This window comes from Aliiglaciecola sp. M165 (genome assembly GCF_007197995.1).
Classification (GTDB): Bacteria; Pseudomonadota; Gammaproteobacteria; order Enterobacterales; family Alteromonadaceae; genus Aliiglaciecola.
Genome location: NZ_VKKH01000004.1, coordinates 362,904 through 375,237 on the forward strand (window position 1 = coordinate 362,904; position 12,334 = coordinate 375,237).

Annotated in this window: 6 protein-coding genes; 2 read left to right on the top strand and 4 right to left on the bottom strand. The window is 44.3% G+C overall.

The window, feature by feature from the left end:
- Positions 1-2: 2 nt before the first annotated feature.
- Both FM019_RS08975 and FM019_RS08980 read right to left on the bottom strand, forming a co-directional pair.
- The gene (locus FM019_RS08975; RefSeq protein WP_143835578.1) at positions 3-4,340 is read right to left on the bottom strand and encodes a hypothetical protein; all 4,338 of its coding nucleotides are present in this window, start codon (positions 4,338-4,340) and stop codon (positions 3-5) included.
- Entirely contained in the window at positions 4,340-7,951 is a 3,612-nt protein-coding gene (locus tag FM019_RS08980) for a hypothetical protein (protein WP_143835579.1), read from the bottom strand. The genes FM019_RS08975 and FM019_RS08980 overlap by 1 nt, the downstream gene beginning before the upstream one ends.
- 243 nt (positions 7,952-8,194) lie before the next feature.
- Here FM019_RS08980 and FM019_RS08985 point away from each other — a divergent pair, with 243 nt between their 5' ends.
- Positions 8,195-9,034 carry a MerR family transcriptional regulator gene (locus tag FM019_RS08985; protein ID WP_143835580.1) on the top strand — a complete coding sequence of 280 codons (840 nt, stop codon included), beginning with the start codon at positions 8,195-8,197 and terminating at the stop codon, positions 9,032-9,034.
- A gap of 111 nt (positions 9,035-9,145) precedes the next feature.
- On the top strand, positions 9,146-9,661 hold the full coding sequence (locus FM019_RS08990) for an SRPBCC family protein (protein WP_143835581.1): 516 nt from the start codon (positions 9,146-9,148) through the stop codon (positions 9,659-9,661).
- 197 nt (positions 9,662-9,858) lie between these two features.
- Here FM019_RS08990 and FM019_RS08995 read toward each other — a convergent pair whose 3' ends face one another.
- Together FM019_RS08995 and FM019_RS09000 are read right to left on the bottom strand one after the other, a co-directional pair.
- On the bottom strand, positions 9,859-11,598 hold the full coding sequence (locus tag FM019_RS08995; protein WP_143835582.1) for an ankyrin repeat domain-containing protein: 1,740 nt from the start codon (positions 11,596-11,598) through the stop codon (positions 9,859-9,861).
- A 12-nt stretch (positions 11,599-11,610) separates the two neighbouring features.
- Complete coding sequence (locus FM019_RS09000) at positions 11,611-12,078, bottom strand: hypothetical protein (RefSeq protein WP_143835583.1); 468 nt, start codon at positions 12,076-12,078, stop codon at positions 11,611-11,613.
- Positions 12,079-12,334 lie beyond the last annotated feature (256 nt).

A 12,334-nucleotide genomic window follows, 5' to 3' on the forward strand; every position in this document is an offset into this window, starting at 1 on the left:
CTTTACAATTCGATATGCTCAACGAATACCATTCTGCGACCCTTTTTGCTGGGCGTCAGATCATAAGGTGCATCATCGTCAATAAAATATTCCTCGTATTCGGCAATCACTAAACGTCTACGAATTTTAGAATTTGGATTATCGGCACCTTTTGGCAAAGTAACCTGCCCTCTCCACAAAGTGGGTATAATAAGAACATATTGCAATAAATTTTCCTTTTGTAGCGCCTGATAATCACCAGCCTTTTGCAAGGCCCTTGCGCGTTTTTTCAACGTGGCCAATCTCGCTTTTTGTGCTGGGCTTTCCGGTATTTTCCTGGCGACGGGTTTTGCTGTTTTTGTCAGTTTGCTTGCCGTATCTTTTTTCCAACCAAAGTCTTCGCCCAAAGCGGGATCAAGACGTTCCACCCAGACTTCTACAATTGTTTTGGGCTCCACATCAGCGGCCTTGACTAAAGTCAGTTGCCCGTCAATCGGCAGTGAATACATGGGAGCGGTGAGACTTTCTTGATGACCACTTGAGTCACTGTAGCTGGTGCCAAATACTTCTACGGTGCGTATCAATGGGGTATTACCAGGGGTGATGGTGATGGATCGATCATTGGCCAAGGTTGCAAAATCCGCCAACACAATATTAGACAAATGATTATTGGGCAACGACACCGGCTGATATCGTGCCAGTGCCAGTCGAATAAAGGGGTAGTAGGCAGTTTTAGGAGAAATGTCGATATCACAAAACCACAAATCCCGCTGTTCATCGTAATACACGTCATGGGGCGCTATGTTTACTTTCCTTTTTAGTTTTCCTTGGTTGCTAAGTCCCTTGAACGTCCTCACCTGTGGATGCACTAGGTTGTTTGTTTCGAATTGACCGGCAGGCTGATCCGCTTCAGTGTTGGGCGCAAAATCTGGCAGCCAACTTCCCTGAGGATCCGGAGCGGTTCGGGCATTGTTAAAATCACTGGCTTTTGGAGCTGGGCCCGCCACAAAGCTACTGAGCCAAGCGGGATCATTGCCCCATTGCGTGACAAAGTTTTTGATAGGTTGAGATCCCGGCTTAAGATTGGGATCTTCTCCTGCCATTTCATCACCAGGTAATACGACCGCTAACATCTCTCCATAACCACTGACATTCCAGGGACGGTCCAAATAGACACGTAACCCCCACCCGCGGCGCAAGCTGTGCTGTTTGCCTTTGCTTTTCGATCTAACCCATTGATAAGTAGGCACTGTGTACAGAACTTCCGGCGCTGGAGGTGGTGCCGAGCTAGGTACCCAATCTACAACCGGTGGGCTTTGCACTTTAATATTCTGGTCGGTGAGTACTGCAGGGACAACCGTGTTATCTACCAATATATTTTCCGGCATATATTCCCTAAAACGACTGGTTGCTACAAGCCAATACTCGATTCTGCGATAACGGGTATCTTCAAATTCATGCACTTTGTCCACCAGTTTGCTGTTACCCTTACTACCCGCTCGGATCAAATCTGGCTTGAGGATTTGGTGCTCGGGTTTACCCCGGTAGTTGTTCTTTTCACTCACTTTTACTGAAAATGCGCGGTCAGTTTTGATGATATTATCCGGTAATACGTTTTGATCTAAACTCGGTTCATTCCAACGGGCCATCAAGTCAGCAATTTCGGTGCTTTTCAAACTTAACGGTGTGGTGTAACGAGGAATCGCCCAGGTTTGATTTTCTTCTCTGATCATTTGAATGGTTAATTCTGGCGTGATCAAAGGTTTTTGCACCGCATGCACCAATTCGATTTCTCGCCAGGGGGTAATCATCCAATGTTGGCCATCTAATGCGCGTTTTTCCAATTTTTGTTGTTCTGCAGTACTAAGCCACTGCCAAACCCCCATAAGTTGCAATATGGGCTTATCGGGTTTAACACTTAAACGCAATTTAGCCCGGCAGGCTTTGGGAAGCGGAATATGCAACACACGCTCTAATTCCTTATATTCTGGCATGGCATTGGGATCATCAAATAAACGCACTTTAAAAGGCAGAGCGTCAGGCCATGAACCAGTAAAGTTGTACAGCGGAATAGGAATGATAGTGTTTTCTGAATAACCCGGAATGCCAAAAATTCGCGCTGCAATCTCAACACACAATGGATCAGGTAAATAAGGCAGTACTCCGCCTTCCGCTAATATCGCATAGTCGGTCATCCCCAAAGGCCTATCGGGGTCTTCGATGATTGGTGGCGGAATCGATGGAATGGACTCAACGGCCAACGGCTTGTCTTTGCTGGCCAGGGTGGCATAAAAAGACGGATCCACCTTGGTCGTATCATCTAATAGCCCATGCACTTCAGCATCTTTGACTGAGGCATTTTCACATAAAATGAAACGCCGACTGATTTGTGTAGTTTCAACATCATTAAGTGGCGGGCTGTCATTGAAAGTTCTTATCGCCATCAATTGCATCGACTCGCCCTCTTCAGGGCTCTCTGTACTACCTTGTGTGGGTTTTACCAGCGCAATCACTGGGGCTTTGATGGGTTCATAACGCAAATAGGGTTGCGCATGTATTTCAGGTTGTTCGTTCTGCCAGTCTCTGGGGTTGGGAGCTAATGAATTACCGGCTAAATCCACTGCCCTGGCGCGAACCCAATAACGTCGGCCATAACGCAAACGGGGTAAAGTCCCCGGTGATGCCTGGAACCTTGTTCTAAGCGGCACACCGGCAGGCACGTTAGCACCTTGGTCGTTTACCTTGTCTTGGTTGTCGACGATTTTCCCTGGCATTGGCGCGCATAGGCTCCACCCCGTCCACGACATTAACATCTCGTGCAAACTGATAATCTCTGGGTGACTGGTTCGATCGGCAGATTGGGTGGCCGCCAACCTGACAATACCCTCTTCTTGAACATTGAGAACTGGATTATTGGCAACCTGGTATGCACAATTGCGCTGACACAAAGAGTGCCATTGATTGCTAACATCATCCCAAATATCAAAGCGATAACCGCGCACCAAATCTTCTGCGTGAGTAATGGGTAGCTGGTTAGTTGAGGGTCCATTGGGTGCTTGGAGCGCAGCGGTAAACTCATTGTTCAATACATTGGAATTATTGAATCGTTGGGCTAAATCTAGTTCTCGTTCTCGTTGCACCAGCATCAGGCCTGCATTTCTCAGTGCTGCGACGCCCGTTGTGCGCTCTGCTCTGGTAGTCGGATCCAATCGTTTTTGGTCAGTTTTTTGCCTAACTAGTGAGCGGGCAGTATTTATCGCTTTAATACCACTTCCATCAATATCGTGTTGCAGCAAATCAAAATGCTCAATACTGATATCGAGCAATCCTTTATTGACAGACACTTTATGTTTAGCCGGTTGCTGGCTGGATAACATCGAAAAGTTATCTCTTTGCAATGCGCATTGCACTCGCGTCGATACACTTGGGCTTCGGTTCACCCGTCTGCGCCCTCTTGGCGCTGGGAGATCAACTTCAACGTGCAGCAGTGCATTACTCGAAGGATTAAAAACATCTGGCTCGACCAATGCATCGATAACCAATCCCATTCGTCTTAGCAAGGTTGGGTACTGATTCATTGCCGCGACAACTTGGTGGAAGTCATACATTTCAGCCAATTGCTGCTCGCTGGGTAGAGCTTGACGTTTAACTTTTCGCCATTGGGTATTCGCCTTTTCTGGTTTATCCGTTAACCCTTGATAATTTGCTGTTTGTTGGTGGCCTAACGGCGTATGAAACAATTGAAACAGTAAAAGGTCTCGCTGCGTCTGACTCAATGATGATGACTTAAAGTCCTTGATAAAATCATCAAATTGCTTTTCGATATCCCGGTGCAAATGATTGGGATACTCACTGTCGTATTCTCTATCCAAAAGGTTAATATCATTGATTAGTTCATCCCATTCTGGAGTTTTTAACACTTGCTGAATTTCCGGCAACTGGTCATCTGCCTGAGCCGCCAAAGCTCGGTACAGATGTTTTTGCCGTTCGGCCATTTTTGTTGAAGAGTAAGACAAGATCTTACGTGCAGACATGTCTTCAAAATTAAACCCGTCGACTCGTGTTGTGCTGGGTAAAAGCGCCTGCCAGATACTCGCATCGGCGCCACCGTAGGCTAAATCAATACGACAACTTCCCTGTGATTGGTTTCCCGTAAAGCTAACCTGTTGCTGATTAAAATGCAGGGTGAATTTGCAGTTTGCCAGTGTTTCTGGCCAGTTTACGAAATCGTTAAAGCTAGACAGGTTTTGCGGCGCATTTTCAGCATCCAAACGAGGGGACAATAAGATCGATATCTTAAGTTCTTTGTTTTCATTCAAGCCATTGGGCATGGCCGTCCACAGCAATGATTGCTTAGCCATTATGCTGCCTCCTCTAATGCAAACGCGTTGCAATATTCCGCCCAATCGCTAGCAGCTGGCATTAGATCCAGGAAGGTAGGATCAGAATCAGAACCGGCAAATTGACGTCGACAATGAGCAGTAACACTGCCACTAAATACCAGTACCTCCACCTCGATGATCAAGCTTGCTTCACCCCACACAACAGATTCGCCATTTTCTTTGAGGTAACTGAGCGACAAGTTAAAGGTCAATGACGCAGAGATGAGGCCAATGATGGAAAGTTCACCATGCAAGCGTACATAGCCAGAAATCTCAACAGACTCCTGCATCCAATGGAAATACACACCTCCTTTAACTTCGACTCCACCACTAGCGACACCTAAATCAATGGAAATGGCAGCGCCAAACTCCAAAGAGGCTTCAATCTCTTCTACCCCTGTCGTACCAATGCCAAGGGCAAAAAAGCCGCCTCCACCAAAAAGTGAAACCGTTAAACTAAAGGGGTTTTGCCGCTCTGAGAAGTTGAATCGCACCTGCATAGGCTCATTGTTAAAAGGCAATGAAAAACTAGCGCCGATGGACATGTTGGTCAGGGCAAATATCCCCACTTGTACAGAGGGAATGGCCAGTGAATAACTTGCTGTTAAACCACTGGGCGACACCGCAATATTAGGTGGGTCGCTAAACCCATCCATAGGAATGATGTCGCTAAGTTGATTAACAAACTCTAGCGGGCCACCAAATTCAACAGGCCCTTCGTTGTTTGATAGAGGATGTAAATCCACCATCACATCAGGCTTACTGCCGGTTTTTGTTGAAAACTGTAGTCGGTCAAACCAAATGGTAATAAAACCAAAGAGGTTTATTTTAAAGTTCTCTAATGTTGCCAAGGATTCGGCGGTGACTTGATTCACCTGCCCAATAGGCGCACTGACCACACCATGCATACTGAATGAAGTATCCAAGCCAGGTTTTGGGGTATGAATGAAGATATCCAAGCTGTCTTTTTGGGTGATAGTGGTATGCCAGTCAAAACTTGCTTCGAGTTTTTCGCCCACTTCGCGGCTGAGCATTTTAGGCGCATCGTCTAAACCACCGGTCAAGCTAATTAGCTCTGCAATGCTGATGCCGCCAAGTATTTTTGCATCATTAAAAAAGGCAATGGGGTCAAAGGTATTGTCGGCTACCTTTGCAGGGTCGCCTGTTGGACCAATTTTGCGGGACAGCCCGGCTATTCCCATTGAAGGTGATGCTATCGCGCCCAGTGAATCACTTTTTGATTTGTCTTCACTAAAGCCCATTTCAAAAGGTGTTGTTGCTTCTAGAAACAGCTCTCCAGCATTGTTGCCATTTAGCGAAGCGGGAAAACCATTTTGCTTATAGGTAGCAGGAAAATGAACATTCAATTTTGCCGTAGGATCATTGAGCATGCGCTGCACCGCGCGAATACTGATGTCAGCATTTTCCATCTCGGGGTAGATATGTGGATCTAGCGCAGTGGCCGATGAATCTTCGGCACCTCTGAACAACATGGTAGCAGTGGGCAGTCTGGGATCACCTTGAATGTCAGCATTGCCTGGTAGTGGCGCATAACAGATTGTACTGCCAGCAAAATCGGTATTACGACGTGAATTAGAAGCCGCATTGTAGGCTTCACGCACGTGCACAGGTTTTGCCTGATTGGCTTCCACACCGACAAACAAAAGTGGCATTGAAAAACTGCTGCGCTTTCCTGCGATATCTTCGCCGGTTAGCTCAAATTCAAAATCAGTAATACTGCTTACCATTGGCCAAAATGCCGAGCGCTTAGGAACGGGGTTTTGTGCATCATTGAATAAATCTAAATAACCATCAGCTGGTTCTATCGCTGATTGCACTGGTGCGCGCAGATTTGGCGTGACGCGGGTGTTAATTTTAATAGAAGAAAAAGGAAAGTTACGTCCTTTAAACTCATGGCCAGTACCATTAAAGGTTTTTACCTGCTCTCGCACTACGATAAAAAATCGTTGTCGAAGCACAGCAACACGTTTTGATAAGTTGTTTTGGTAACTTTCGAACTTACGTTCAGTCACTTTGATTAGCGATGCGGAATGTCCAAACGGATATAAATATCCGCTATACACCACGCGAACATATTGGTCTCGTCCTTGTGCAGCTAAATGACGCCACTGTTCAAGACCAACACCCGCTGGCAGCGTGCGATAGTCCCAACTTCCTTCGGCGTCAATCAGACCTCCTATTGAAGACAGGATAAGGCGATCGGCTTGGGCAGGTAGAGGTTTGTAGCTTGGAGGGTAGCGGTTTTCACTGGCTTGTTTTTCTGTGTAACCCGCCATCAGTTTGACCAAAGCTTCGCGATCTGGGCCATCTAAACTCATTCTAAACGGACGAGGAGGATCCATATTGGCTGCAGCAACGATCCCATCCAGTTCGTAATCCGGTGACCAGATAGCCCGTATTGGGGTTTTGTTGGTCGTGGTTGCTAACGAACTGGATGCAAGTCCTGTATGCCATAGCTCAATGTGATTATTATGTACCAAGGACTGTTCTAAATGTCGCCAGTGAGAACCAGGCAATGGGCTGGTGATTAAACGGTATGGTAATTCCAGTGCTGTGACAGAAGCAGGTGGTTGATGAGGATTAAACACATACTTTAAACCTTCGATAACCTCAACGATACCCGCAGCCAATTCTGCAGAGCGAACAGCGACTTGTTTGATCAAAATGAGTGCAAACAGGGTTTCGCCCAATTCGCTGATGTCACCATAATTTAATTTGCTGTAGCGACGTTTTAATAGACTAAATTCAGTATTGGCAATACGATTGATTTGCTGTCTAGAGCGTTGAGTGATTTTACCACTGAAATTTTGCACCAGCTGTTTTGCTACCCGAGTTGCAGATGCACGCACCGCTGACGTTACCCTTGCAGAGGCTTGGGTAGTCATGGCCTGCATTGCAAACTTTGAGGTAATTGCCCAACTGTTTTGCTTTGAAAACGCTTCTTTAAGCCAGCCTTTTTCTGCCAATGCAAACTTTCCAGGTACTGGCAGTGCTAAGCTGCTCAAATGCATGGGCCAGGTTTTACAGGCTAACAACACTGACGAATAATCAAGTGGCAAAGAGTCAACGTCTTCAGGCATAACAAATGCCAGCCGACTAGGTTGCGCCATACGCATTTTTGCAAAAGGTAGATTACCTGTGGGTTCACCGTAGTCGACCGGTACATTTTTCCCATTTGGCCCTGAATCCGGAAAATCAGTATCCCCTTGTCCCTCGACTATCTCAGGGCCAGTAGCATCTAAAAACGCCTGCTCGCCAAAATGCTGAGCAGGTAATTCAAGGATGATAATACTTTCTCTGTTAGGATCTTTGGGTATCAGCCGAGGTGGTTGCTCAGGAGCAACTTTTAAATTAATGACCCTAAGTTCAAACAGCAGCAAATCGTCTGGCCGCCTGCCTTGCAATACTAACTGTTCATATCCAGCAATACCGATTTTGGACCAAAAATTACGATGATCGGTAGCCTGAACGGCAGATACTTTACTGGAGGTTACAACTTTCTTATTGGTTCTTTTTGATATACGTGAACTGCTTTTTCGCGTTACTACATCAGTTTTTCTAACTGACATAATGACTCCGAGAGCATTGATAACGTTTTTAGGTTATACGAACGTTCGCTTTGCTTGAGATATAGTTAAGTCAAAAGCTTAGTTCAGTAATTTCATAGCAACAAGTGACGCTAAATAAAGACATCAAGACGATAAATTGAAGGACCGCAGTAAAATAAAAAATGATCATTATTATCTTGACCTTAAAGTAACTTTAACCTTTAGACTGACCTTATCAGTTTTAAAAAACGACTTGGAAATAAGATGTATCGCATTGGTGAGTTCTCTAAAATTGCGCAGGTTGCTGCTAGCCTGCTTCGCTACTATGACGATATTGGGTTGTTTCAGCCTGCACATATTGATGAAGAAAGCGGCTATCGATTTTATAGTTCGACCCAGCTTCCAAAGCTAAATCGCATTATTGCTTTGAAAGATTTGGGTTTGAGTTTGGAACAAATAAAACGACTTGTAGAGAATGATATTAGTGCCGACGAAATGCGCGGAATGCTGGCATTGCGCAAAGCGCAAATAGAACAAAACTTGGAAGCAGAACATCAGCGTTTGAATGCTGTGGAAAATCGACTGGTTCAAATTGAACGATGCGGGGTAATAGAAGAAGACGAAGTGGTACTAAAACGCATTCCAGCCCAGCCCTTTTTATCGACCCGCCACATATGTGAAAGCCTCGATGACACATTTAGGCTGATTCAAGAAATTAGAGAAACGACGTCAAAAGAGCTGCCCCAAAACGTCATCGATCGATTTGCCGCAGTTGTGCACAGCGAACAGTTTGATGAACAGCGCTGGGATTTGGAATTCGGTTTTTTACTCACCAAACCTTTCAACAAATCACTCACTTTGCCAAGCAACAATACTATGCAAGTCAGAGAATTGCCCGCCATAGATACAGCTCTGACATCTGTTCGAACAGGTGGTCCTGAAAACGGTATTTCTTGTTATGCCGCAATTGGTGCATATGCCGAAAAACATGGTTATGTGTTAACAGATGTTGGGCGGGAAGTGTTCCTTGTTCCACCGGGCGAAGTCGATTTTGCTGATATGGTGGTCGAAATACAATACCCGGTAAGGCAAGCACCAACCTAACCATCAACCAGTTCTCCCTCAATTTTTAAAACCGGACTCAGTGCTGAACTGAGGCTAGCGGGTAAGTCATGCCTGCAGAAAATCAACTAGCTCTCAAACGAGGAAAATATAATGCAAATTAATGTGAAACATGACCTAAAGGCAAACGTTAGCGCTGAACAGATTTGGGCGTTAATTGGGGAACAGTTCGATAGTGTTGGCCAATGGGCCTCAGGTGTTGCAAGCTCTTCAGGCAAACAGAGAGGATCATCAATTAATGGCTCAAAGTTTACCGGAAGAACATGCCAGACCGACATAGGTGCGGTAGATGAAACCATAACAGAATACAACCCCGGTACATTTTCAGTGGGATATAAGGCGATCGCTTCTGGGATGCCTTTTTTTGTAAAGCAGCTTAATAATCGATGGAAAATTACGCCTCTGGGTGAGAGCTCATGTCAGGTATCAATGCATTTAGTTGTCGACCTAGCGCCAATTATTGGGCACCTCATGGCACCGCTAATGAAAATGCAATTGACAAAACTCACTGGCGAATCAGTCGAAGAATTGATTTATTTTGCTACCACTGGCCAAATTCACGTGCGAAAAGTAAAAGCACAACAAAAACTCATGGCCAAAGCGGCGTAAATTGTCTAAGTACAACAGTGAAATCGAACAAGATCGATTAAAAGTATCTAGGTCTTGTTCTTTTTTACTTCTTAGATGTTAAAGCTGAATTGAGAAATTCGTTTACCTGCTTTCACGCAAGGCTCTTATACTTTATAAACTAACCAATTCGGCTGTTCGGTGGGCTGATTTGAGTATTCTCATTTACGCGTGAGGCACTAATAATCGTCAACACTATCGTAGTTGTAATCAGGCAGATCGTCTGTGTCATTGTCCAGGCGAGACTCAAACGACTCGTTCTTTAACAGACTTGCATCCAATAGGTTGATAAAATCATCCATTTCATCAAGTGGTGCAAAATCCCTTAGGTAACCTTCTGCGGATAGTTGAAAAATCAAACCTTTTTGAGCGTGTGATGGCAAGTGCAATGATACTTCTGTGAAACAGTGCTGTGCTCGTTGCCAAGCATCCTCAAACTTGCCATCAAGATAGTCTATATTTGGCGGCATGATAAACACTGTTTTGTCCAATAGACCAAGTTGCAAGAGTTTTCTTGCTTCCCAAACTGTGCCAGGTCTGTCTGATGGGATCATCAATATAACTTTGCTGCTTTGCATTAAGGTTAAGACTTTTTGCTGCCACTGCTGTTCAGAACTCTTTATTCTCGCTGCTCCTTGGTATTCACCAGGTAAACCAAAGGTAACGAGCAGCATTACAGGAGATAAAAACCGACTAATTGCGAGTTCTAAATCTACGTTTCTGACCATAAGTTGGCCCGTTGTTTCAAATGCACGCAGATAAAGTGCAGTGGATTGAATGCTATGTGGCTGATTGATTTTAGCTAACGCTATTTGCATGAATGTCTCGGCTTCTTCATCTAACAGCTTATACATATTTTTCAACGCAAATCTTCGTCTGATGAATTCCAGTATGATTCCCAGAATAAAACTCAGGCATACTAGCAGCAAAAGCGTATAAACAAGGTACTCTTGAGCATTCTGTACAATTGATACGACAAGTAGTAGTGAAATCACTAGAACAGAAATTGGAAAAAGTAACATTCGACGCGCCTGAGACTGAATCTTGTTACAGACGAGATCCTGACAACTTAGCTTCAAGTCTTTGAACCCAAAGTTAAATAACGTCGATAGAAAGGCGAGAGAAAGATTCGCTTGAGAAAAGCTGGTCTTAATTTCTTTCTCATCGTGTGCAGGTACATATCGCATTACATCAATGGTGTACCTGAAATAATCAGCAGTGAATGCGCAGCAGGCAACTAGTAGCAAAAAAATAACCCTAGAATCGGTGAGTGACGGCGCAGCGGGAATTAAAACGAAGGCAACCAAGACCACTATTGTCCAGAACACTCGGCGAATTGCATTAGGCGATTGTTTTTTCCCAAGAAGCTCTAAAAAAGAATTTACTCGCGCTTTTTTTACTGGCCGTTGTGTGTCATCTGTGTGGCTACCCAACGCATTTTTTATTTTGCGTTTTGTAGATAGGTCATTGAGCAAAGGGCTTGGATGCTTTTTTAGATAGGTATATGCTGAGTTGCCAGCTGTATCTACTAATCCTGTGTTTGCGCCATGTGTGGCTAGTAGTTCAACAATTTCTGAGTTCAATATAAACGCCGCATACATGAGTGCTGTTTTACCAAACACGTTTTGCGCATCAATATCCGCCTTTGCGTCAATCAAGCACTTTACTGCGTCAGTGAAACCCAGTTTACACGCGACCATTAAAGGCGTATTGCCTTTAAAGTCAATTGCCTCTAAAACTTCTTTGTTGACGGCAAGTAAACGAATACTTGTTAGTGCGTTTTCTCGTACAGCCACGATGAGGAGGGACTCACCGCGTTCATTCCTAATCATTGGTACACCAAATTGCTGTAAATATTTTCGGAAAGCACAAAAGTCGTTATTTTTAATGTGTAGGAATAGCGGATGCTCTTCGCTCATCAGGTATTCCTTTTATATGCGCAGGCCAACGACTATCACTACAGCGATATGTAAAACCAGAAAAACGAGTGGGATCAATCGTTCTAACGTTGTAAACACTAGATATTCACCCTTAGGTTTCTGTTTTCTTAAAATCACCCATTCCACATCAAACGGTTGGGCTGGAAAGAATTGCTCTAATTCGTGAATGACTTTGAATTTCGCGGTATTGAGATCGCGATATGAGCAAATCAATCGATACCAAAGCAGAGAAACGATTATGCCGATGAACGACATAATGAAAAGAGTGACAAGACCCGTCTCAAATTGTTTATGAACAAAACTTAGTAGCGTCAAGATTGTTGCATTGAGCGTAATAAAAAAACTATTTGCTACTTGCCTACGATGGCTCACAGCTTCAGCCGTGCCAACATAAATTTTATATTGCTCTAGCAATGTTTGGATTTGTGCTTCTGACATTTCCTTTTTCTTTGTCATCATTCTATTCTTTTCGTTCCCTAAAGCGACCCCCGAAAGCTTAGCTCAATAATTTCCACTGTGTATTTTTTAATTGAGTAGGCAAGACGGGTCGTCTATTTTCAATTGATAGGTCAACTTAATGAAGAATATAAGGAAATTATAATGAAGAAGGGTTTGATAATAGGTAAATATCCTATTTAGATAACAGCTACTTAGTAGAATTTTAACTACGCTCGATTATTCAGAGATTACTTAAAAATCACCCTGAAGCAGCAAT

Excerpts from the sequence above, each read along its gene's own strand:
- FM019_RS08975 (WP_143835578.1), bottom strand. The coding sequence starts at position 4,340 with ATGGCTAAGCAATCATTGCTGTGGACGGCCATGCCCAATGGCTTGAAT.
- FM019_RS08995 (WP_143835582.1), bottom strand. The coding sequence starts at position 11,598 with ATGAGCGAAGAGCATCCGCTATTCCTACACATTAAAAATAACGACTTT.
- FM019_RS08990 (WP_143835581.1), top strand. The coding sequence starts at position 9,146 with ATGCAAATTAATGTGAAACATGACCTAAAGGCAAACGTTAGCGCTGAA.
- FM019_RS09000 (WP_143835583.1), bottom strand. The coding sequence starts at position 12,078 with ATGATGACAAAGAAAAAGGAAATGTCAGAAGCACAAATCCAAACATTG.
- FM019_RS08980 (WP_143835579.1), bottom strand. The coding sequence starts at position 7,951 with ATGTCAGTTAGAAAAACTGATGTAGTAACGCGAAAAAGCAGTTCACGT.
- FM019_RS08985 (WP_143835580.1), top strand. The coding sequence starts at position 8,195 with ATGTATCGCATTGGTGAGTTCTCTAAAATTGCGCAGGTTGCTGCTAGC.